The organism is Brachybacterium horti (assembly GCF_054777615.1).
The window spans coordinates 257,670-278,407 of record NZ_BAAHAM010000001.1; the positions used below are offsets into that span (position 1 = coordinate 257,670).

The window sequence follows — 20,738 nt, forward strand, 5'->3', positions numbered from 1 at the left end:
GGCGGCAGGATCCTCCTCCGGTCCGTTCGCCCGCACGGTACCAACGGAACCTGCGGATCAGTCGCCTGCGGGAGCCCCTGCGTGAGGTGCCGGACACCCGAGGGCGACGGGGGCGTCCTCCGGCAGCGTCCGGGCGAGGATCCGGCCCAGCTCGAGGAGGTCGTCGTGGCCGATGACGTCGACGAGGCGGTCCCGCACCGAGCGGACGTGGACCGGGGCGGCCTGCTCGAGCAGCCGGCGGCCGACGGCGGTGAGGTGCGCCTCGCGGCCGCGGCCGTCGGCGGCGCAGCGCACGCGCTCCACGAGACCGCGGCGCTCCATGCGGGTGACGGTGTGGGTGAGGCGCGATCGCGAATGGACGACCTGGTCGGCGAGGTCGGACATGCGGATGGCGCCGCCGTCGGCCTCGGAGAGGCGCACGAGGATCTCGTACTCGCCCAGCGTCAGATCGATCCCGGGGGCGGATTCGAGCGCCTCGGAGAGCTTCTCGCTCAGCAGCGTGGTGGCGTACAGGTACTGCCGCCAGGCCTCCTGCTCCTCGCGGGAGAGCCAGAGGTCCCCGGGGGTCGAGGCCGTCTCCACGGTTGACGGGGTGGTGTGCATCACGTTCTCCTATTCATCGGGACGAGTCCCGGTTGCATTCTCCGCCAGAACAGTTTAGATTTCAAGCACAAGCCCGGGGCGCTCGCCCCGGGTCAGCAGAACGACAGACAGAAAGGGATCTCGCATGAGCGACCTCACCCCCGGCACCTGGACCCTCGACGCCGCCCACACCTCCGCGGGCTTCACCGTCCGCCATGCGGGCATCTCCAAGGTGCGCGGCACCTTCGGCGAGCTCGAGGGCACCCTCACCGTCGGCGAGTCCGACAAGGACCTCGCGTTCTCCACGACCCTCCAGGTCGCCTCCATCTCCACCGGCAACGCGGACCGCGACGGCCACCTGCGCTCCGCGGACTTCTTCGACGCCGAGACCTACCCGACGATCACCTTCGTCTCCACCCGCGTGGAGGGCGACCAGCTCGTCGGCGACCTCACGATCCGCGACACCACCCGCGAGATCTCCCTCGACTTCACCTACGAGGGCGCCGCGACCGATCCCTTCGGGACCTACCGCGCCGGCTTCACCGGTGAGACCACGATCTCCCGCAAGGACTTCGGGCTCTCCTGGAACGCCGCGCTCGAGGCCGGCGGCGTGCTCGTCAGCGACTCGGTGAAGATCGTCGTCGAGGCGGAGTTCACCGCCCCGACCGCGGCCTGACCCGCAGCCGAACCCTCCCCTCATACGCACAGGGGCCGCTCCCGCCACGGCGGTGAGCGGCCCCTGCCGCGTCCCGGCGATGGCTACAGTGCTTCCCATGACCTCTCGCATCCCCTCCCCCACGGACCCGGAAGCCCGGGTGCTGTACCTGACCCGCGAGGGCTGCCACCTGTGCGACGAGGCGCTCCCCGTGGTGCGCGCCGAGGCGGACCGCGCCGGCAGCGCCGTCGAGGTGCGCGACATCGACGAGGACCCCGCTCTGCTCGCGGACTGGAACCACGACGTTCCCGTGATCATCGTGGACGGCGCCGTCCACGCCCGCTACCGGGTCGACGCCGCCGCCCTGCGCACCGCGCTCGCGAAGCGGCCCCTGTGGCGGCGCCTGCTGCGCCGCTGAGCCGCCACCCCTCCCCACGACGCACCGACGCATCGGGGCCCCCGTCGAATCCGACGGGGGCCCCGATGTCGCTCAGCGAGCGCTCACTTCTTGTTGCGGCGCTGGTGGCGGGTCTTCCGGAGGAGCTTGCGGTGCTTCTTCTTCGACATGCGCTTGCGACGCTTCTTGACGACAGAACCCATGGGTGCCTCTGTTCTGCAGGCATGAGCCTGCGTGCGGATCGACGGATCGGGGATGCGCGGCCCGCGGATGCACCACGCCGGTGCTCATGCACCGGGTGCGCGCGGGTCCGGCGCCACGGTCGACCACCCATTTTACACGCGGATCACCCGGACGGCCACGGCCGCCGATGCGAGATCGGACTCAGCGGGCCGTGCCGGCCGCCAGCGCGAGATCCACATCCGCCGCGCGGGCCCGCTCGAGCTCCGCGTCGACCTCCGCGACGACGAGCCCCGAGCCCACATCCTCGACCCGGTCGGTGAGGATCCGCCGCGCGCGGCGGCGGTGCCAGGTGCCCACGAGCGCCGCGATCACCGTGCCGAGCACGGCGAGCAGCACCCCCACCGCCACGCCCAGCACGATCAGCGCGGTGGGCAGCGGGACGGGGACGGGGAGGTCCTCGAGCATCGGGACCGGCAGTGGGGGCATGCCGAGGAAGGCGAGGCCCGCGTTCACGGCCAGCCAGCCGAGGCCCACCACCCAGGTGAGGACGGCGAGCCACTGCAGCACGTCGAGCACCGGCCACCACCACGAGCCCGAGCGGGCCCGGAGATCCGCCTCCGCGACCGCCTGGTCGAGGGCGTCCGGGAGCTCCTCCTCGCGTGAGCGGGCCGCACGGCGCACGGCCGAGCGCCAGGGGTCGCTGCCGCCCGCGCTCGCGGAGTCCGCGAAGCGCCGCACCCCGCCGGAGGCGCGGGCCCGGGTCGCGGCATCGGGCTCGGGCAGGGAGGTGCGCTCGAGACGGTTCGCGTCCCGCTCCTGTCCGATCCCCAGGCGGCGCAGCGGATCCGGGCGGAAGCGGCGCACCCAGCGCAGCGGCGGCCAGCCCACCTTCCCCGCCGCGCGGTGGCGGTAGGAGGCGCCGACGGCGGTCGCGACCGGCTCGACGCGGGCCGCGACGGCGAGGTCGGCGGTGAGCGCGGCACGCTCCCGCTCGGAGCTCTGCGCCGCCATGCCGGCGGGCTCCGCGGCCGCGCGCAGGCGGGTCGCGGCGGCGGTGACGTCGGCCCGCTGCCGCTCGGCGATCGCCCCGCGGGACCGGGCGACCTGCACGAGCCGATCACGCAGCTCCTCGACCCCGTCCCCGGTCGTCGCCGAGGTCGCGAGCACCGGGGCGGAGGTGAGGCCGTCCGCGCGGGCGATCCCCTCGAGGGAGGCGAGCACGGGACGGCGCTCGTCCTCGCGGATGCGGTCGATCTGGTTCAGCACGAGCACGGTCACCGCGTCGTGCCCCGCGAGGGGGCGCACGAACTCCTGGTGGAGCACGGCGTCGGCGTACTTCTGGGGGTCGGTGACCCAGACGAGCACGTCCACCATGCCGGTCATGCGCTCGACGATCGCGCGGTTCGCCGCCTCGACGGAGTCCATGTCCGGGAGGTCCAGCAGCACGATCCCCGGGGCGCCCTGGTCCTCGCGGCGGGCGCGGCGCGAGCTGGGCACGGCGAGCGCCGCCTGCTCGAGCGCGGCCCCGGTGCCGTCCAGCAGGTGGCGGTCCTCGACGCCCAGCCAGTCCAGCAGCGGATCGGCGCCCGTCTCGCCGACGACCGCGGCGACCGGGTGGCCCGTCGTGGGGCGGCGCACGGCGGCCCGCGTCACCTCACGCCCCACGACGGCGTTGACGAGGGAGGACTTCCCGGAGCCGGTCGCCCCGAAGAAGCCGATGATCGTGTGCTCGGCGGAGAGCGCGCGGCGACGGTCGATCCGCTCGAGGACCGCGGCGACGGCCTCCCCCTCCGACTCGGGGGCGACGGGGGCGATGACCGCGGCGGCCCGGTCCAGAGCCTCGATGCGCTCGGCGAGGCCCACGCCGGCGCGGCTGCCGCGGCGCCCGAGGCGGGGGCTCATGCCTGCTCCCGGATCGAGGCGGCGAGCTGCTCGAGGGCGTCGGCGTCCCTGCTCAGCAGCTCTCCCCCGCGGAGGTCGCCGAGGGCGTCCAGCCGTTCGCGGAACGGGGCGGTGCGGCTGTTCACGAGCGCGTCCAGGCGGGCGGTGAGCCGCTCCCGGGCCACGGTCGCCATGCGCCGCACGGCCTCGTCGCCGAAGATCGACTCGAGCAGCTTCTGCCCCACGACCGCCGCGCCCGCCCCGACGCCCACCTCGAGGCCGGTCGGGATGAAGGCGGTGGAGACGAAGACGATCACCATGAGCGCGACGCCGAGCACGTTGACGCCGAGGGACAGCACGCGCGCCTTCGTGCGGCGGTCCGCGCCCTCGGTGCGCACGAGGTCCAGCACGTCCCCCTGCCAGGCGCGGATGGAGGCGGCGGCCTCCTCTCCGAAGCCGTCGGGCAGGCGGGAGAGGTCGTGGCCCTCGGCGAGGGAGCGGCCGGCGGGGCTGCGGCGCCAGGCGGTGTCCGCCCGCTCCGCGCCGCGCGCCGTCTCGTCGATGATCACGTGGACGAGGCTCGCGCCGAGCGCCTGCTCGGCCTTCACCGCGGGGGCGGTGCGGCCGGTGAGCGCCATGCCGATGCGGTCCCGCAGGCGGCCCACGAGGCTCTCCACGCCGCGCAGGAACTCCCCCGTGCCGACGACGTCCTGCCAACGGGAGAGCACCTCGCCGCGCAACAGCGAGCCGTCGCCGACGGCCTCGTCGATGCTCTCGCGGCTCGCCGCGAAGGCCGCGTCGACCTCGCCTTCGAGCCGCTCCGCCTCCTCGTGCTGGGCGGCGGCGTGGGCGGCGATCTCCCGGGCGGAGGCGGCGAGCCCGCCGACGGCGCCCGCGAGGGTGCGCCGGGCGATGCGGCCGCGGGTCTCGGCGTCCTCCGCGAGGGAGACGAGGCGCTCGCGCAGCGGGGCGATGACCTCCGCGGGGACCATGCCCTCCGCGTCGAGCCGGGTCTCGGGGACGAGCAGCAGGTGGTCCGCGTCGATGCCCTGCCGCTCGAGCATGGCGCGGAGGTCCCCGGCGAGCTCCTCGGCGACGCCCGGCGCCTCCGGCACCCGGTTCATGACGACGTCGACGGTCACGTCGCGCTCGGCGGCGGTGCGCAGCACCTCCCACGGCACGGCGTCCGCGTAGCGGTTCGCGGTCGTGACGAAGAGCCAGAGGTCCGCGGCGCGCAGAAGCTGCCGGGCCAGCTCGCGGTTGCCCGCGGCGACCGAGTCGATGTCCGGGGCGTCGAGCAGGGCGAGGCCCTGCGGGATCGCGGGCAGGGAGCGCAGCTCGAGGGAGGTCGCCGCGACCGAGGCGTCCTCCGCCTCCGCCGTGGTGCCGCCGCCGCTGCCGGTCACGCGGGCGAGGCCGGGCAGGATCCGGGTGCCGGTGAACCAGGGCTCGTCGGCCGGGTGATGGAGCAGGACCGGCCGACGGGTCGTCGGGCGGATCGCGCCCGAGCGGCTCACCGCCTCCCCCACGACGGAGTTCACGAGCGTCGACTTCCCGGCGCCCGTCGACCCGCCGACGACGACCAGCAGCGGCGCGTCGAGGGACTCCACGCGTGGGATGACGTGGTCGTCGAGCTGGGTGAGCGCCGCGGTGACCTCACGGCGGGCGTCCTCCGCGCCGTCCACGGGCAGCGGCAGCTCGAGGGTGCGCAGGTGCTCGGCGAACGTGCCGAGCACGGCGGCGGGCGTGGTGGTCATGTCTCCCCCTCGGCGTGCGGTTCGGCGCCATTGTGGCAGGCCGCCCGTCCCGGTCCGGGGCGGGCGGGGCGATCAGTCGAGGAAGGGATCCAGGCCCCACTCGGGGAAGGCGCCGCGGCGGGCCGCCTGGACCGCCCGGTCGAGGTCGTCCTCGGGGTCGTAGCCACCCTCCCAGTCGCGCACCGCGAGCGGGCGGCCGTCGCCGAAGGTGAGGATGCCGGGCTCCGGGGAGAGGCCGCTCTCCTCGCGGGCGCGAGCGGCGGCCTCGAGGAACTCCGGAGGCAGCGGGGCCTCCGCGGGGATCGCCTCGCCGGTCGCGACCGCCACGAGGTGCGCCCAGGAGCGGGGCACGACGTCGATCACTGCGTAGCCGCCGCCGCCGAGGGAGAGCCAGCGGCCCTCGCAGACCTCGTCGGCCGTCTCCCGCAGCAGCAGCATGACCTCCCTCTGCGCCTCGAGCGTCACGCCGAGATCCGCGAGCGGGTCCGAGCGGTGGGTGTCCGCGCCGTGCTGGGTGACGAGGAGGTCCGGGCCGATCGCGCGGGCGAGCGCCGGGACGACCGCGCGGATCGCGCGCACCCAGCCGTCGGCGTCGGTGCGGGGCGGCAGCGGCACGTTGATCGCGGAGCCGAGGGCGCCCGCACCGCCCGTGTCCTGCACGAACCCGGTGCCGGGGAACAGCCGCTCCCCCGTCTCGTGGATCGACAGGGTGATCGCGGCGGGCTCGTCCCACAGGGCGCGCTCCACGCCGTCCCCGTGGTGGACGTCGACGTCGACGTAGAGCACGCGGCGGGCGCCGCGGTCCAGCGCATGGCGCACGGCGAGCGCGGCGTCGTTGTAGACGCAGAAGCCGGAGGCGGCGCCGGGCTTCGCGTGGTGCATCCCGCCGGCGACGTGCACGGCGCGGCGCACCTGACCGTCGAGGATCGCGTCGACCGCGGCGATCGCCCCGCCCGCGATCCGTGCGGAGGCGGTGTGCATGCCGGGGAAGGACGGGACGTCGTCCCCTCCGATCCCGAAGCGCAGCAGGTCCTCCCACTCGGCGCCGGGCTCCGAGGCGCGGCGCACGGCCGCGAGGTACTCCGGTTCGTGGACGCGAAGCAGCTGCTCGTCGGTCGCGACGGGAGCGGGCAGGGTGACCACTCCGGGACGGTCCAGCAGCCCGGTCGCCGCGGCGAGGGTGCGGGTCAGATCGAGCCGGATCGGGGACATCGGGTGGTACGGGCCGAAGTCGTAGTCGCGCAGCGCGTCGTCCCACACCACCCCGGTCGCCATCGCTCCGTCATGCATGCGCCGAAGCCTACCGAGGTCAGCGCACTGCTCGACGTAGACTCCCCCGCGTCGGGCGCCACCGGGGCGCACGGGACGGTGCACAGGGAAGGGGCGTGACATGGGACGAGGCCGTTCCCGTGCCGTGAAGGCCCCGCCCGGGACGCTCGCCCCGACCCCGCTGCACAGCGGCTGGCGCGCCACCCTGCGCGGCCTCACGAAGCCCACCCCCGCCCGGCTCGCGCTCGGCGCCTTCACGGGCCTCATCGCGATCGTCACCGTGCTGCTGATGATGCCCTTCGCGACGGCCGACGGCTCCACGACCCCCTTCGTGGACGCCCTGTTCACCGCGATCTCCGCGATCTGCGTGACAGGGCTGTCGACGGTGGACACGGGTGCGCACTGGTCCGACGGCGGGCTCACCGTGATCATGGTCGCCGTGAAGCTGGGCGGCATGGGCATGCTGACCCTCGCCTCCCTGCTCACGCTCTCCGTGGCCCGCAGCATCGGCCTCGCGCAGCGGATCGGGACCGCGACGGAGACCCGCTCGGAGTCCATCGCGGAGGTGGGCGGGGTGCTGCGCACGATCGTCATCACCTCGACGACCTTCGAGGTGCTCACCTTCATCGCGCTGACGCCGTACATGATCATCACCGACCATCCGTTCTGGCGCTCGGTGTTCCTCGGCATGTTCTACGCGATCAGCGCCTTCAACAACGCGGGCTTCGTGCCGGAGGCGGAGGGCGTCACCCAGTACGCGAGCGACCCGCTGTTCCTCGTGCCGATCGGCCTCGCGGTGCTCGTGGGGTCCCTCGGCTTCCCCGTGATCCTCGTGGTCGTGAAGAAGTGGCGCCGCCCGCGCCGCTGGTCCGTGCACGTGAAGCTGACCCTCGCGACCTCGGGCCTGCTGCTCGCCGTCGCCTGGCTCGGGTACCTCGTCATGGAGTGGTCCAACGAGATGACGCTGGGACCGCTCGGGATCGGCGAGAAGCTGCTGGCGTCGGGGTTCACGGCGATCATGCCGCGCTCGGGAGGCTTCGCGATCCTCGACGTGGGCTACCTGACCGGGGAGTCGCGCCTGCTGACGGACGTGCTCATGTTCATCGGCGGCGGCTCCGGCTCGACCGCGGGCGGCATCCGGGTGACGACCTTCGCGCTGCTCGTGCTGTCGATCTGGGCGGAGATGCGCGGCAACAAGGACGTCGAGGTGTTCCAGCGCCGCATCCCGCAGGAGACGATCCGCCAGGCGATCGGCGTGCTCGTCATGGGTTCCGCGGTCGTCCTCGCGGGCACCTTCGCGCTGCTGCGGCTGACCTCGTTCACGCTGGACCAGTCGCTGTTCGAGGTGCTCTCCGCCTTCGGCACGGTGGGCCTCAGCTACGGGATCACCGACGAGCTCTCCACCGGGGCGAAGCTCGTGCTCGCCGCGTGCATGTACATCGGCCGTGTGGGCCCCGTGACCCTCGGTGCGGCGCTCGCGCTGCGCTCGCGCACCCGGATGGTGCGCTTCCCCTCAGAACGTCCTATCGTCGGCTGATCGACGTACCGCGAGCTTGCGAGCGATAGGAGATCAGCAGAACAGCAGAGCCTGATCGGCAGCCTCCCGATAGTCCGCCCCGATCCCCCAGCCCCCAGGAGGAACCCCGTGCCCCGATCCCGTTCGGAAGCCAGCGGCGTGCTGGTGATCGGCCTGGGCCGCTTCGGCGCCGCGCTCGCCCTCACCCTCGAGCGGCTGGGCACCCGCGTGCTCGCCATGGACACCGACGCGGACCTCGTCCAGGCGCACGCCGCGCACCTCACCCATGTGGTGCAGGCGGACGCCACCCAGGCGGAGGCCCTCGCCGAGGTCGGCGCGAGCGACTTCAAGGTCGCGGTGGTGGGCGTGGGCTCCTCGATCGAGTCGAGCGTGCTCATCGCCGCGAACCTCGTGGACCTGGGCGGCCCGGTCATCTGGGCGAAGGCGATCTCCGCCGCGCACGGGAAGATCCTGCGCCGCATCGGCGCCCATCACGTGGTGTTCCCGGAGGCGGATGCGGGCAGCCGCGTCGCCCACCTGGTCAACGGCCGGCTCCTGGACTTCATCGAGTTCGACGACGACTTCGCGATCGTGAAGATGCGGCCGCCGCGCTCGATCCACGGCCTCTCCCTCACCGAGGCGGACATCCGCCGCACCTACGGCGTGACCGTGGTGGGCGTGAAGTCCCCCGGCAAGGAGTTCCGCTACGCGAGCCCGGACACGGTCGTCGAGGCGCACGACGTGGTGATCGTCGCGGGTGAGACGACGAAGATCGACCGCTTCACGCACCAGGCGAAGTAGCACCGAGCGGCCCCGCCGCCCCGGCTCGAGGAGGAGCGGGGCGACGGGGCCGGGTCTCGATTTCGCAGGGAGGCGGGATCAGTCCCCGGTCATGGCGCGGGAGCGGTCCGCGGCGGCCTGCATGGCGCTCGCGATCGACCCGCGCACGCCCTGCCGCTCGAACTCGGCGAGGGCCTCGGCGGTGGTGCCGCCGGGGCTCGTGACGGCGTTCTTCGCGACGGCCGCGTGGACGCCGGTCTCCGTGAGCACGGTCGCGGCCCCGCGGACGGTCTGCTGGACGAGCTGCGCGGCGAGGTCGCGCTTGAGGCCCTGGCGCACGGCCTCGTCGGTCATGGACTCGAGCAGCGCGTAGACGACGGCGACGAGCGAGCCGGCCGCGCCGATGAAGGCGTGCACCTGGTCCTCGGTGATCGTCACGGCCACGCCCGCGCGGGAGAAGAGCTCCTCGACGAAGCCGTACTGCTCGTCGGTGACGCTCGCGCCGCGCATGAGGCCGACGGCGCCCTCGCCCACGGCGATCGGCGTGGAGGGCATGGAGCGGACGACGGGGCGGCCGGCGGGCAGCGCGCCCTCCATCGCCTCGAGGGTCACGCCGGCGGCGAGGGACAACACGACGGCCTGCTCGGGCAGCTCGTCGGCGATCTCGCCGAGCAGGTCGATCACCTGGTAGGGCTTCACACCGAGCACGACGAGATCCGCGCCGGCGAGCGCCTCGGAGCGGCTCGCGGCGGCGGTGACGCCGAGCTCGCCGGCGGCGCGCTCGCTGCTCCCGGGGGTGGAGTTCGCGACGTGGACGTTCTCCCCGCGGGCGCCGGCGGCGAGGAAGGTGCGCACGACGGGGCCGCCCATGTTCCCGGCGCCGATCACGGCGATGCGGGCGGTCGAGGGGGCGGGGACGGTGGTTGCGCTGGATGTCATGCCGACCAGCGTAACGACCCGCTCAGGCGCCGGTCCCCCAGTGCGGGGGCCGGTCGCGGGCGAGGCGGGAGTCGTTGGACTCGTCGGCGCCGGGCTCGGGCGCGTCCTCGCGGACGCGGTCCGGGAGCACCTTGGGCTCCTCGCCGCGCGCCGCGGCCCCGGCGGGACCGGCGTGGTCCTCCGGGTCCTCCCAGGGGATCGGGCGGCCCGTCAGCGAGGAGATGACGACGCGGCCGCTCACTGGCGCTCCTGGTAGCGGCGGATCGCGCTCGAGACGGAGACGTCCAGCAGCACCGAGCGGCTCTCGAAGCCGAGGAAGCTGCGCACCTCGGTCGCGAGGTGCTCCTCGAGGCGGGCGCGGCCGTCGGAGCAGATGTACTCCACGACCTCGTCGAAGTCCTCGCTCGAGTAGAAGCTCAGCGGGTGGCCGGCGGGGATCTGCGGGCGCGGCAGGCGATGGCGGATGGTGCCCACACCCGCCGGGGAGTCGGTGCTCTCCTCGGCCTGCACGATGCGCAGCGCGCGCTCGGTGGCGCGGCGGATCCGCTCGGCCTCGCCGTCGGGATCGATGAACAGCGCCCAGGACCAGACCCGCTCGGTCGCCCAGCCCGCGGCCTCGAGGCGCTCGGCCCGCAGGCGGTCGCGCTCGCGCTGGCTCGCGGTCTCGACGTACCGGGCGCCGTCGGTGTCCACGGCCAGCAGCAGCCGGCCGGGGAGATCCGGGTGCCCGAGGGCCAGCTCGATCCGGTCCGGGGTGGGGCCGAACTCGCGCTCGACCTGCAGGCCCATCCGCCAGAGGCGGTCGGCGAGGTCGCGCACGAGGGCGTCGGTCTCGAGCTCGCGCGGCGCGGTGGGCGCGGCCGCGGGCTCGTCGGCGGGCTCCGCGACGGGCTCGTCGGCCGGGTCGGCGGGGTCGGCGGGAGCTGCGGGCTCCGCGTCGGCAGGCTCGCCGGAGGGATCGACGGCGTCGGCCTCGGCGGCCTCGGCCTGCGCGCCCTCGGGGGCATCCTCCGCCGTCGGGGCGGTCTCCTCGACGGGCTCGTCGGCGCCGTCCTCGACGACAGCCTCGGCGGGCTCGTCCGCGGAGGACTTCCGCGCGAGAGCCGCCTCGATCGCGGCGTCCATGTCCTCCTCGGACAGGTCCGCGGCCGGGACCTCGGCGTCGTCCGACGGGGCGGCGGGTGTGCGGGGCTCCTCCGCGGGCGCCGGGGCGGGGCTCGGCGCGAGGGGCGCCGGCACGGGCTCCGTGCTCCCGGCGAGGGCGGAGACGTGCGGGACGACCGGGACGTCCTGACCGCCGCGCAGCACCCACAGCATCGCGCGCAGGTCCTCGGCGCCCTCGGTGCGCAGCCGCGCCGGATCGAGGTCCTCGACGTCGATCGCGGAGACGACGGTGGTGCGGCCGCGGGCCCGGGTGATCACCGTGGCGAGGGCCTTGCGGCCGCCCGCCTCGGAGAGCGGACCGAAGCGGTGCAGCAGGCGGCCGTGCGGGGTCTTGCCGAAGCCCACCGAGACGATGACGTCGTCGCGGACGATGCTGCTGGCCTGCGCGGCGGGCAGCACGGTGAAGTACTCCGTCGCGTCCGGGTCGAAGTAGGAGCGCAGCGCGGGGACCACGGAGACGGTGCTCATGATCCGCTCCATGAGCCGGCGCGCGTGCTCGGGCGTGAAGGTGAGCACCGCGAGGGACCGCTCGGAGCGGGAGCGGGCGTGCTCGATGACGAGGTCGGTGACCTTGCGCAGCTCCGCCTCGGTGGACTCCACGTACTCCATGGACTCGGTGACGGGGCCGCGGCCGTTCTCGACGCGCACCAGGCGGTCGTCCTCCGGCGGGATCGGGCTCGGCACGGCGACCGTGCCCGCGCCGAGCGCGCGGCGGCGGGCGAAGGCGCGCAGTCCCTCGCGGGCCGGCTGCGGGTCACGGGCGAGCTCGACGTGAGGCGCGATGCGGAGCATGTCGTCCAGCAGGCTCGGCTCGGAGTCGCCGCCGTACTCGAGCGGGTCGCCGACGACCACGGTGCGGGTGCCGCGCACGATCGAGGGGAGCGCCGCCGCGGTGGGCAGGCGGCCGCCGTCCGCGACGATGACCACGTCGAAGTGGCGGCCGCGCGGGATGACCTGCGGGACCAGGTAGGGCGAGGCGAGCCAGGCCGGTCGGGCGCGGAAGAGGATGTCCTCGTACTTCGCGGCGAGGTCGCGCACGGAGACGGTCGAGGCGCGGGCGAGCTCGGCGATCGCCGCCCGGGAGGTGTCCGGGTAGGACTTCATGGTCTCGACGCGCACCTCGTCCGCCGCGGCGTGCACGCGCGCGCCGGCGCCGGCGAGGTGCTCCGCGTCGAGCCGGCGGAAGCGCTCGGCGACCTGGGAGAGGGAGGTGCCGTCGTACTCGGAGATCGTGGGCTCGGCGCCCGCGATCAGCTCGAGGACGCTGCGCCACCACGCGAGCTCGAGCTCGGCGCCGACCTGGGCGGCGGGCACGCGACGCCGGCGGAGGTCTTCGACGAGCTCGCCCAGGCCGTCGAACTCGAGGCGGCGCAGCAGCTCGGTGCGGCGCGGCAGCGGCACGAGGTCCGCGCGGTCCGCGTCCAGGGCGTCCATGCGCTCCCCGAGGACGGTGAAGGACGTGGTCTGCAGGGACGCGCCGGCGGGCGTGCCGGCGAGCAGCACGCCGAGCTCGTCGAGCACCTTCTGGGTGCGCGCGATGAGCGTGCGGACCTCCTCGAGTCCGGAGGGGACGGAGGGCGTGGTGCCGCTGCCGGCGGCGGCGCGGCGCCAGTCCTCGCGCACGCGGCGCGCCTTCTGGAGCTCGCCGTGCAGGTCCGGGGAGAGGGTCGCGGGGCGCTGGAGGGCGGCGGCCTCGCGGCGCAGCCGGCGTCGGACGCCCCAGCCCATGGTCACGCCGTGCTCGGCGCGCCAGGACTTGTCACCCGTGGCGGCGACGAGGTCCGCGAGCTCGGCGCCGAAGACGGCGCCCTGGAAGGTGTCGAGGAGCTCGGCGACGCGGTCGAGCAGGGCGATCCGCTCGACGAGCGCGGCGGCGGAGCCCGCGGGCTCGAGACCGATCTCGACGCCCGTGTCCACGGAGGCCTTCCGCAGCGCGGGGAGGAGCTCCCCGCGCAGGAGGTCCACGAGCTCGGCGGCCCGCTGCGCCTGGGTGTCGGTGCTGATGGGGGCGCCGTACCAGGCGGTCTCCTCGGGGCCGGTGCTGAGCAGTCCCACCTCGGAGGCCTCGCGCAGGGCGTCCGCGTAGCGCTCGCGGTCCGCGCCGATCATCTGCTGGGCGACGTCCGCCCGCAGGCGCACGACGGTGCGCGGCGCGGGGCGACGGCGGGTGAGCGCGGCGAGGGCGGAGATCGCGTCGTGCGCGGAGGCCTGCCACGGCTCCTGCACCCGGTGCATCGCCTCGACGTGGCCGGTGAGGATCTCGCGGGTGCGCTCGAGCTCCTCGGTGTCCGCGTCCTCGGGGCCGAGCACGTGGCTGCCCGCGCGGCGCAGGCTGCGCAGCAGCGCGGCGGAGGCGTTGCGCTGCAGGGACGGGTCCGGGGAGAGGTCGAAGACGAGCTCGTCGATCCCGCGGCGGCGGGCGATCTCGACGAGCTGGGCGAGGTTGCGGCGGCGCTGGGAGACGACGAGCACGCTCTTGCCGCGCGCACCGAGCTCCTCGACGAGGTCGACGACGAGGTCCAGGGTGCCGGCGCCCGGGCCGGCCGCGACGGCGAGGTCCTGGCCGGCGAGGACCCGCTCGACGACGCGCTGGTGGTCGAGGTCCACGGCGGCGACGAGCTCGCGCTCGTCGAGGGCGGGGACCTCCGCGTCCCGCGCCTCGCGCAGGGTGCGGGCGGCCTCGGCGTCCCCCGCGAGGGCGGCGACGAGGTCGGAGGAGGTCCAGTCCGCGGGGTCGGTGCGCAGGTCGGTGGCGACGGAGCCGGCGGCGTCCATGAGGTTGCCGACCACGAGGGCGTGGCTGATCCGGAAGCCGGGCAGCGGCTGGCCGAGCGCCCGGAACGCGTCGAGCACCGGGGTGGGGTCGAAGCCGTGCGTGGAGTCGGTGGTCGCGAGCAGCGAGCGGGCGTCGATCGCGACGCCCGCGTCCCGCAGGGCGCGCAGCAGCACGGGGTTCAGATCCGCGGTCGCGTCGATCTCGAGCTCGACGTCCTCGCGGGCGTTGCCGCGCAGGCGCAGGGTCAGGGGGCGCACGAGGACGGGCGCGTGGATCGGCGCGGAGCCGTCCTCCGGGTTCCAGGTGGCCTCACCGATGCCGAGGTGGCAGGTGGTCAGGCCCACCTCCTCCGCGTGGCGCTCGGCGATCTCGCGGATCGTGCGGGCGTGGGCGCGGGCGTCGGCCAGCGCGCCCACCTCGCGCACGAGGGAGGAGAGGCGCGTGGGCCCGCGGCCCGCGAGGAGCTGCGCGAGGCCCGAGGGATGGGAGTGCGAGAGGTCGAGGACAGTCGAGCCGGCCCGCATCTGCGTGAGGAAGGACGGGGCGGTGCGCCCGCCGGTGATCCGGTGGGTCCAGCGGTCCAGGGCGTCCGCGACGAGGTCCTCACGGCTGAGCGGGCGGTGCTCGCGCGGCGGGGTGAGCTGGTCGTCCTCGCTCTGCTCGGGGGCGATGCCGGCGCCGACGCTGCCGGCGGCGTCCAGGCGGTGCTGCACGACGATGCCCACGCCGTCCTGCGCGGACCGCGGAGCGGGCGCGGCGGAGGGGCTGCCGGGGCTCACGGGACCACCGGGGCGCGAGGACGCCGGGCGGTCCCCCGCCGGCTGCTCCTGCTGCCCGTCCTGCTGTCGACCGCGGGCGCGATCGGCGAGGGCGGACAGGGCCTGATCACCCTCCGCCGGGGATGCCGTGACCTCGGAACGCTTCTTCCCGCGCAGGAAACTCCACATGGTCGCTCACGCTACCGGGAGCAGGGCTCCCGCACGTGCAGGCGTGCCGCGCGCGGACGCCCGGACGCGGGCGGGCTCACACCTCGTGCAGGCGCACCGAGGTCTCCTGGAGGTGCGCCCGGAGCTCCTCGGGGACGGGGCCCGCGATGACGAGGTCGGTGAGGGCGGAGACGGGGCAGATCCCGGCGAGCGCGCGGTGGCCGACCTTGTCCGCGGTCGCGAGGCCGACGACCCGCCTCGCGTGCCCGATCATCGTCCGGGTGACCCCGGCCTCGGCGTCGGAGTTGCAGGTGAGCCCCGCATGGATGTCGAGGCCGACGGTCCCCACGAACATCATGTCCAGCCACAGATCCCGCATCGTCGCGGTCGCGAGCGGGCCGGTGAGCTCGAAGGAGTAGGGCTCGGCGACGCCGCCGAGGACGACCGTGCGCACCGAGGGCCGCAGCACGGTCTCGAGCGCGATGTTCAGCGCGGCGCAGACGACGGTGAGCCCGGGGACGCCGTCCTTGGAGTCGAGGTCGGGGCGGGCGACGATCCGCCGCGCGGTCGAGGTGGTGGAGCGGCCGCCGTTCACGCCGATGATCTGGCCGGGGGTCACGAGCGCCGCGGCGGTCGCGGCGACGCGCTCGCGGTCGGCGCCGTCCTGGTCGGTGGAGCGCGGGGAGGCGGCGAGGGAGTAGGCGACGTCCACGGCGACGATCCCGCCGTGGGTGCGCCGCGCGAGCTGCGCGCGCTCCATCTCGACGAAGTCGCGGCGCACCGTGGACTCGCTGATCCCGAGATCTGCGGCGACCTCGGCGACGCTCAGCCGCCGCTCCTGGGCGAGGAGGGAGAGCACGTGGTCCCAGCGGGCGGACTTGTGCATCCCGGGGGCGGGCTGGGGGGCGTCGGGCGCAGCGGCACTGGAGGTGCCGGCGACGGCCGGGGAGTCGGGACTGCTCGCATTCACGCAGTCAGTATTGCGCGGATCGCGCATCCCGCCCGTCCGTGCGCTCAGATTCGGTCACTTCTCCGTCATTTTTCTGATCACGTTTGTGTCACGACGGGGACGGGCCTACGTTGGAGTCCGTCGCCCCGGTTGGGGCGTGTACAGCGACGAAAGGATGTCTCACCATGGGTTTCGATGACGCGCTGAACAAGGCCAAGGACGTCGCCGGCGAGAACTCCGAGCAGGTCGAGCAGGGCATCGACGGTGCCAGCGATCAGATCAAGGAGCGCACTCCGGATCAGTTCGACGGCGGGGTCGATCAGGCGGGCGACGCCGCTCGCGATCAGCTCGGCCTCGGCGGCGACGAGAACAAGTGAGTCCCGCGCCCTCGCGGCGCGCGTGACCGCAGGAACCCCCGGCACCCCAGGGCGCCGGGGGTTCCGTCATGTCCGGGCCCGCGCCACGGATCTCTCGTCCCGCACCGCGGCGCTGAGCGCGCTCGCTCCCTGCGCCGCGGGGCCGGGGTCACCTCTTCCGGCGCAGCGCGGCGACGGCCCCGCCGGCGACGGCGAGCACGGCCACGACGATGACGACGATCAGGACCACGGGGGCCCCGCCCTCGGAGTCCTCGGTCTGCGCGGCGGGAGCGGGGGTCTCCGCGGGAGCGCTCGTCGCGCCGCCCGCGTCGCTCGCCGGGGCGGAGGTCCGCCCGCCGGCGTCGGACGGCGCGCCGGCGGCACCCTGCTCGACCGTGAAGGACTGGGTTCCCTCGATGGGGTGGCCGTCGGAGGAGACCACGCGCCAGCGCACCTCGTAGTCGCCCGCGGCGAGCGGCTCGTCGAGCGCCGCGGTGACGGTGGACCCGTCGACCTCCGGATCGAGCTCGGCGACCACCTCGCCGCCCTCCCCCGTGATCCGCACGACGGGGCTCACGTCGAGGACGTCCGCCGAGTAGTCCAGCGTGACCTGCTCGGGCGAGGTCTCGAGGGTCGCGCCGTCCTCGGGATCGGAGGAGACGAGCGAGTCGTGCGCGGAGGCCGGCGCCGCGGTGAGCAGCAGCAGGAGCGCCGCGGCGACGAGCGCCGCGAGCGGGGCGAGCCGGAGCAGGAGCGGCGACGCCGCGTGCGGGCGCGCGAGGTGCACAGGAGTGGTCATACCCGGCAGGCTACGTCCGGCCTCTACCCACCCGGGGTCCAGGACCTCGGCGGGGTGTCGCGGGCCTCACAGCGGGGCCCGCGCGGCCTCACAGGGCGGAGTCGCCCGCGCCGTGCTCGAGCACGGGGAGCGCTCGACGCGCCTGCGCGATCTCCTCGAGGTCGATCTCGGCGAGGAGCATGCCCTCCTCACGGCCCAGGCGCGAGCGGACCTGCCCGAGCGGACCGATGACGGCGCTCTCGCCGATCCCGCGCGGAGCCCGGCCCGCGCACGCCGCCGGAGGGGCCTGGTCCGCGGCGAGCAGCACGCAGGTCGCGTCGAGAGCGCGGGCGCGCAGCAGCACCTGCAGCTGATCGCTCTTCCCTGGCCCGTCCCCCCAGGCGAGCGGCAGCACGACCGCCTGGGCGCCGCGTCTGGCGAGCGCCTGGAACTGCGCCGGGAAGCGCACGTCGTAGCAGGTCGCGAGGCCGATGCGCACGCCGTCGACTTCGATCACGACGAGCTCCTCCCCCGGCGCGACGGTCTCCGACTCCCGCGACCCGTAGGCGTCGTAGAGGTGGATCTTGCGGTACTCCGCGCTGACGCCGCCCCCGCGCACCAGGAGGGTGTTGTGCACACGGGTGCCGTCCGCCGGGGAGAAGGAGCCGGCGATGATCGTCAGCCCGTGCTGCTCGCCGAGCGCCTCGAGGAGGGCGGCGAAGCGCTCGTCGTGGGCCTCGGCGGCCGCGCGGAGGTCCGTGCCGAAGGGGGTGAGCGTCGCCTCGGGCAGCACGAGCACCCGCGCCCCCTCCCCCGCGGCGCGCTCGGCGGCACGGCGCACGGTCTCGAGGTTCGCGTCGACGTCCTCGGAGACCTCGATTTGGGCGAGGGCGATGCGGGGCCCGGCGGCGCGCTCCGCGGCGGCGACGTCCTCCGGGGTGTCGAGGTCCGCGGCCTCGGCGCCCGTCGCGGGGACCAGCTCGAGCTGCTCGGGCGCGAGCTGGGCGTACACCGCGCGCAGGGCGAGGTCCTGCCAGCCGGTGCCGGGCCGCTCGACGGCGGCGAGCGCCTGGCGCAGCAGGGCGAGCGGCCAGGCGGCGGTGAGGAACTGGGCGGTGCCGTCCTCCCGGGCGAGCGCCGCGACCCGGCCCAGCGCCGCCCGATCCAGCAGGGCGTGGAGCGTCTCCGTGCGCAGCAGCGGCATGTCCCCGCCGAGCACGAGCACCCGCGCCGTGTCGCCGAGATCCCCGAGCTCCGCGACGCCGCGCGCGAGGGCTGCGGCGGGGCCGGCGAGCTCGGGCTCCTCCCGCACGAACCGTGCTCCGTGGCGCTCGGCGATGCCGGCGCCGTCCTCCCCCTCGGGGCCGACGACGATCCGTCGCTGCACCGGCGCGCTGCGCAGCACCCGCTCGAGGGTGGGCACGCCACCGACGGGCAGGCGGGTCTTGTCGCGGCCGGCGAGCCGACGCGCGGCGCCGCCCGCGAGCACGATCGCGGCGGTGCTCGGCGCAGGGGTGTGAGGGTGGTCCCGGTGTGCGTGCGGCATGCGGCGATCCTGCCACGGCCCGCTACGATGACCGAGGTCCGCGTCACGCCCCGACTTCGGGGCCGGCGCCCACGCCTCCGTAGCTCAGGGGATAGAGCACCGCTCTCCTAAAGCGGGTGTCGGCAGTTCGAATCTGCCCGGGGGCACCATCACGGCCGTACTGCTCCTCCCCGACGGGGCCCACCGGATGACGCCGTCGGCGGCGCGGCGAGGGTGACGCCCAGGAGTCAGGGTCCACCGAGCAGACCGCGAGCGAAGCCGTCGACGATGACGAGCACGCGCGACATCACCACACCCATCGCGGACCTCCCCGCTTTCGACACAGAACCCCCACGAACTGGATGATCGGCGGCGGCATACTCGCCGCATGACCTCCTCCGCCTCGCTCCCCGCCCGCCTCGTCGGCCCGGTCGGAGCGGCAGCCGTGCTGGCCTATGCGGCCTTCGCAGCACTGCAGATCCAGGTGCTCAACCCGCTCGCCACGATGCCCGACCTCACGCTGGAGGAGATCCACGACGTCATCGACGGGAGGGATTCCGAGGACACCATGGGCTGGGGACTGATGACGGTCACCCTCCTCATCGGACCTGTCACCGCGGTGATCGTGGCAATCCTCGGCGTGCGCGGGCGAGTGAGTGCCGGAACCGTCGCGATGATCATGCTCGGCCTGCTCTCGCTCGGCTCACTCGGCTACCTGGTGGCGTCCTTCCCGGCCGGGATGACCCTGGCCGACACCTTCATGGTCGGCGGCGCAGATCACGCTCCATGGGCGACGATCCTGCACAGCGTCAGCGCGGTCTCGCTCTTCGCACTGGCGGGGGCGGTGATCGCCCGAGAGGTGCGCACGTCGATGAGATGAGTGGCGGCGTTCCGTTGCGGCGTCGCCCCCGCAAGACATCCCGGTCCGCGACCGTCTCGAGGACGGGTCATCGAGGGACGTCGGAGCTGCTGCGCGCTCGCGGCGTGGCCGTCGTCGTCGGACAGCCTCGTCCGGTCAGCTGAGAGCCGGCAGGGCCTACCTCACTCCCGGCCTGCCACCTCCCGCACCGCGCGGACGATCCTCGCCCGCGCCTCACGGCCCTCCGGGGTCGGCAGCAGCGGATGGACGTGGATCTGGCCCGGCGCCTCGTGGTGCTCGATCGGCCCCCCTCGCGCCGTGCGCGGCGCACGAACAGCCGCGTGTCGGGGTTCAGCAGGTCCCGCGTGCCGCTGAAGAGCAGCAGCGGGCCCAGTCCTCGGAGGTCGCCGAGGAACGGGTTCAGCACCGGATCCTCGCCGTGCTCGCCGATCCAGCGCTCGGTGAGCTCGAGCTGCCCGGCCCTCACGAGCCAGGGGTCGTGGGGCTGCACGGCGTCGATCTCCGGGTTCTGCATCCACAGGTCAAGGGCGGGGGCGATGAGGACGGTGAGATCCGCCGCCCTCCCCCTGTCCCGCAGCAGGAGCGCCGCGGAGAGCGTGATGGTGCCGCCCGCGGTATCGCCGTGCAGCACGAGCGGGCGCGCCGCCTCCTCGGCGAGGCGGGCGACGACGGGGACGACCGTCTCCGCGGTGCCGCCGTGCTGGACCAGCGGGTAGACGGGCAGCAGCACCTCGACCCGCGCCTCGACGGCGAGCTGCTGGGCGAGCCGCCAGTGGGCCGGGCGGCGGTCGGTCCGCTCGGGCCGGAGGGTCAGCTGCGCGAGGCGGCGCCGCACGTCCTCGCGGGTGCGGTGGTGGCGGTCCGCGCGGCGCACGCGCATGGCGGCCGGCATGAGGCGGGCCGCGAGGCTCAGCCGCGGAGCGCCGGACCCACCGGGCTCCCTCCGGTCACCGCCCACCTAGCCGGCCGGGGCCGGCTCCGGCACCTGCTCGTGCAGCGCACGGACGAGGTCGGAGAGCTCAGGGATCTCGGCGGCCTCGGCGAGGGCGCTCTCGAGCACCCGGTCGTGGGTGGGGTGCGCGGCCTCGAGAAGTGCGCGGCCGGGCGGGGTGAGCTCTGTGTAGATGCCGCGGCGGTCGTCGGTGCAGAGGATGCGCACGAGCAGGCCGCGGTCCTCGAGGCGGGTGACCAGGCGCGTGGTGGCGCTGCTGGAGAGCGCGGCGGCGCGCGCGAGCTGGCGCATGCGCATGTGCCAGCCGTCCTGCCTGCTCAGCGCGTCGAGCACGGTGAACTCGACGACGGAGAGCTGGTGCTCCTTCTGCAGCGCCTGCTCGAGCTCGCCCTCGATGAGCCCGTGGAGCGCGGCGAGCGTGCGCCATCCCCGTGCCCGGATCTCCACGGCGTCGTCCGCGATGCCCATGTGGC

Annotated in this window: 19 protein-coding genes and 1 tRNA gene; 7 read left to right on the plus strand and 13 right to left on the minus strand. The window is 74.8% G+C overall.

Annotated features, from left to right (window positions below; translation table 11 throughout):
- Nucleotides 1–57 precede the first annotated feature (57 nt).
- On the minus strand, nt 58–603 hold the full coding sequence (locus tag ACYVAP_RS01275) for a MarR family winged helix-turn-helix transcriptional regulator (protein ID WP_498859201.1): 546 nt from the start codon (nt 601–603) through the stop codon (nt 58–60).
- A 124-nt stretch (nt 604–727) separates the two neighbouring features.
- Between ACYVAP_RS01275 and ACYVAP_RS01280 the strand changes: the two genes are divergently transcribed.
- Both ACYVAP_RS01280 and ACYVAP_RS01285 read left to right on the plus strand, forming a co-directional pair.
- Complete coding sequence (locus tag ACYVAP_RS01280) at nt 728–1,258, plus strand: YceI family protein (RefSeq protein ID WP_137770084.1); 531 nt, start codon at nt 728–730, stop codon at nt 1,256–1,258.
- A 97-nt stretch (nt 1,259–1,355) separates the two neighbouring features.
- Nucleotides 1,356–1,655: a glutaredoxin family protein gene (locus ACYVAP_RS01285; protein ID WP_498859202.1), complete on the plus strand. Its 300-nt coding sequence runs from the start codon at nt 1,356–1,358 to the stop codon at nt 1,653–1,655.
- An 83-nt stretch (nt 1,656–1,738) separates the two neighbouring features.
- Here the strand turns inward: ACYVAP_RS01285 and ACYVAP_RS01290 are convergent, their stop codons facing one another.
- The 4 genes from ACYVAP_RS01290 to ACYVAP_RS01305 form a co-directional block, all read right to left on the minus strand.
- Nucleotides 1,739–1,837: a 30S ribosomal protein bS22 gene (locus ACYVAP_RS01290; protein ID WP_019174583.1), complete on the minus strand. Its 99-nt coding sequence runs from the start codon at nt 1,835–1,837 to the stop codon at nt 1,739–1,741.
- Between the two features lie 181 nt (nt 1,838–2,018).
- Nucleotides 2,019–3,719 (minus strand): P-loop NTPase family protein, encoded by a 1,701-nt coding sequence (locus ACYVAP_RS01295; RefSeq protein WP_498859203.1) that lies wholly within the window; start codon nt 3,717–3,719, stop codon nt 2,019–2,021.
- Nucleotides 3,716–5,455, minus strand: a complete 1,740-nt coding sequence (locus tag ACYVAP_RS01300; RefSeq protein WP_498859204.1) for a dynamin family protein — start codon at nt 5,453–5,455, stop codon at nt 3,716–3,718. Before ACYVAP_RS01300 ends, ACYVAP_RS01295 begins: the two co-directional genes overlap by 4 nt.
- Before the next feature lie 72 nt (nt 5,456–5,527).
- Nucleotides 5,528–6,745 (minus strand): acetoin utilization protein AcuC, encoded by a 1,218-nt coding sequence (locus ACYVAP_RS01305; protein ID WP_498859205.1) that lies wholly within the window; start codon nt 6,743–6,745, stop codon nt 5,528–5,530.
- A gap of 100 nt (nt 6,746–6,845) precedes the next feature.
- Here ACYVAP_RS01305 and ACYVAP_RS01310 point away from each other — a divergent pair, with 100 nt between their 5' ends.
- Nucleotides 6,846–8,261 carry a TrkH family potassium uptake protein gene (locus tag ACYVAP_RS01310; RefSeq protein WP_264449710.1) on the plus strand — a complete coding sequence of 472 codons (1,416 nt, stop codon included), beginning with the start codon at nt 6,846–6,848 and terminating at the stop codon, nt 8,259–8,261.
- A 108-nt stretch (nt 8,262–8,369) separates the two neighbouring features.
- Nucleotides 8,370–9,041, plus strand: a complete 672-nt coding sequence (locus ACYVAP_RS01315; RefSeq protein WP_264449711.1) for a potassium channel family protein — start codon at nt 8,370–8,372, stop codon at nt 9,039–9,041.
- A gap of 78 nt (nt 9,042–9,119) precedes the next feature.
- Here ACYVAP_RS01315 and proC read toward each other — a convergent pair whose 3' ends face one another.
- From proC to ACYVAP_RS01335, 4 genes are all read right to left on the minus strand, one after another.
- Nucleotides 9,120–9,959, minus strand: a complete 840-nt coding sequence (gene proC / locus ACYVAP_RS01320; RefSeq protein WP_264449712.1) for a pyrroline-5-carboxylate reductase — start codon at nt 9,957–9,959, stop codon at nt 9,120–9,122.
- 22 nt (nt 9,960–9,981) lie between these two features.
- Nucleotides 9,982–10,200, minus strand: coding sequence for a hypothetical protein (locus ACYVAP_RS01325; RefSeq protein ID WP_259362281.1), 219 nt, complete (start codon nt 10,198–10,200; stop codon nt 9,982–9,984).
- Entirely contained in the window at nt 10,197–14,846 is a 4,650-nt protein-coding gene (locus tag ACYVAP_RS01330) for a PDDEXK-like endonuclease domain-containing protein (RefSeq protein WP_498859206.1), read from the minus strand. Before ACYVAP_RS01330 ends, ACYVAP_RS01325 begins: the two co-directional genes overlap by 4 nt.
- Before the next feature lie 76 nt (nt 14,847–14,922).
- Complete coding sequence (locus tag ACYVAP_RS01335) at nt 14,923–15,795, minus strand: DeoR/GlpR family DNA-binding transcription regulator (protein WP_498859207.1); 873 nt, start codon at nt 15,793–15,795, stop codon at nt 14,923–14,925.
- 164 nt (nt 15,796–15,959) lie between these two features.
- Between ACYVAP_RS01335 and ACYVAP_RS01340 the strand changes: the two genes are divergently transcribed.
- Nucleotides 15,960–16,151 (plus strand): antitoxin, encoded by a 192-nt coding sequence (locus ACYVAP_RS01340; protein ID WP_498859208.1) that lies wholly within the window; start codon nt 15,960–15,962, stop codon nt 16,149–16,151.
- A gap of 148 nt (nt 16,152–16,299) precedes the next feature.
- Here the strand turns inward: ACYVAP_RS01340 and ACYVAP_RS01345 are convergent, their stop codons facing one another.
- Together ACYVAP_RS01345 and ACYVAP_RS01350 are read right to left on the minus strand one after the other, a co-directional pair.
- Nucleotides 16,300–16,929 (minus strand): copper resistance CopC family protein, encoded by a 630-nt coding sequence (locus ACYVAP_RS01345; protein ID WP_498859209.1) that lies wholly within the window; start codon nt 16,927–16,929, stop codon nt 16,300–16,302.
- 88 nt (nt 16,930–17,017) lie between these two features.
- A complete protein-coding gene (locus tag ACYVAP_RS01350; protein ID WP_498859210.1) occupies nt 17,018–18,454 on the minus strand; it encodes a nitrilase-related carbon-nitrogen hydrolase in 1,437 nt (478 codons plus the stop codon).
- Between the two features lie 73 nt (nt 18,455–18,527).
- Here ACYVAP_RS01350 and ACYVAP_RS01355 point away from each other — a divergent pair.
- Together ACYVAP_RS01355 and ACYVAP_RS01360 are read left to right on the plus strand one after the other, a co-directional pair.
- Nucleotides 18,528–18,603 (plus strand) — tRNA-Arg (locus ACYVAP_RS01355).
- Between the two features lie 218 nt (nt 18,604–18,821).
- On the plus strand, nt 18,822–19,313 hold the full coding sequence (locus ACYVAP_RS01360; RefSeq protein WP_498859211.1) for a hypothetical protein: 492 nt from the start codon (nt 18,822–18,824) through the stop codon (nt 19,311–19,313).
- A 67-nt stretch (nt 19,314–19,380) separates the two neighbouring features.
- Here the strand turns inward: ACYVAP_RS01360 and ACYVAP_RS01365 are convergent, their stop codons facing one another.
- Nucleotides 19,381–20,205, minus strand: a complete 825-nt coding sequence (locus ACYVAP_RS01365) for an alpha/beta hydrolase fold domain-containing protein (RefSeq protein WP_498859212.1) — start codon at nt 20,203–20,205, stop codon at nt 19,381–19,383.
- A 66-nt stretch (nt 20,206–20,271) separates the two neighbouring features.
- Nucleotides 20,272–20,733, minus strand: coding sequence for a MarR family winged helix-turn-helix transcriptional regulator (locus ACYVAP_RS01370; RefSeq protein ID WP_498859213.1), 462 nt, complete (start codon nt 20,731–20,733; stop codon nt 20,272–20,274).
- Nucleotides 20,734–20,738: the final 5 nt, after the last annotated feature.

What these genes read in the sequence shown, in the direction of transcription:
- ACYVAP_RS01275 (WP_498859201.1), bottom strand. Translation starts at nt 603, where the DNA reads ATGCACACCACCCCGTCAACCGTGGAGACGGCCTCGACCCCCGGGGAC.
- ACYVAP_RS01280 (WP_137770084.1), top strand. Translation starts at nt 728, where the DNA reads ATGAGCGACCTCACCCCCGGCACCTGGACCCTCGACGCCGCCCACACC.
- ACYVAP_RS01285 (WP_498859202.1), top strand. Translation starts at nt 1,356, where the DNA reads ATGACCTCTCGCATCCCCTCCCCCACGGACCCGGAAGCCCGGGTGCTG.
- ACYVAP_RS01290 (WP_019174583.1), bottom strand. Translation starts at nt 1,837, where the DNA reads ATGGGTTCTGTCGTCAAGAAGCGTCGCAAGCGCATGTCGAAGAAGAAG.
- ACYVAP_RS01295 (WP_498859203.1), bottom strand. Translation starts at nt 3,719, where the DNA reads ATGAGCCCCCGCCTCGGGCGCCGCGGCAGCCGCGCCGGCGTGGGCCTC.
- ACYVAP_RS01300 (WP_498859204.1), bottom strand. Translation starts at nt 5,455, where the DNA reads ATGACCACCACGCCCGCCGCCGTGCTCGGCACGTTCGCCGAGCACCTG.
- ACYVAP_RS01305 (WP_498859205.1), bottom strand. Translation starts at nt 6,745, where the DNA reads ATGCATGACGGAGCGATGGCGACCGGGGTGGTGTGGGACGACGCGCTG.
- ACYVAP_RS01310 (WP_264449710.1), top strand. Translation starts at nt 6,846, where the DNA reads ATGGGACGAGGCCGTTCCCGTGCCGTGAAGGCCCCGCCCGGGACGCTC.
- proC (WP_264449712.1), bottom strand. Translation starts at nt 9,959, where the DNA reads ATGACATCCAGCGCAACCACCGTCCCCGCCCCCTCGACCGCCCGCATC.
- ACYVAP_RS01330 (WP_498859206.1), bottom strand. Translation starts at nt 14,846, where the DNA reads ATGTGGAGTTTCCTGCGCGGGAAGAAGCGTTCCGAGGTCACGGCATCC.
- ACYVAP_RS01340 (WP_498859208.1), top strand. Translation starts at nt 15,960, where the DNA reads ATGGGTTTCGATGACGCGCTGAACAAGGCCAAGGACGTCGCCGGCGAG.
- ACYVAP_RS01345 (WP_498859209.1), bottom strand. Translation starts at nt 16,929, where the DNA reads ATGACCACTCCTGTGCACCTCGCGCGCCCGCACGCGGCGTCGCCGCTC.
- ACYVAP_RS01350 (WP_498859210.1), bottom strand. Translation starts at nt 18,454, where the DNA reads ATGCCGCACGCACACCGGGACCACCCTCACACCCCTGCGCCGAGCACC.
- ACYVAP_RS01360 (WP_498859211.1), top strand. Translation starts at nt 18,822, where the DNA reads ATGACCTCCTCCGCCTCGCTCCCCGCCCGCCTCGTCGGCCCGGTCGGA.
- ACYVAP_RS01365 (WP_498859212.1), bottom strand. Translation starts at nt 20,205, where the DNA reads ATGCCGGCCGCCATGCGCGTGCGCCGCGCGGACCGCCACCACCGCACC.
- ACYVAP_RS01370 (WP_498859213.1), bottom strand. Translation starts at nt 20,733, where the DNA reads ATGGGCATCGCGGACGACGCCGTGGAGATCCGGGCACGGGGATGGCGC.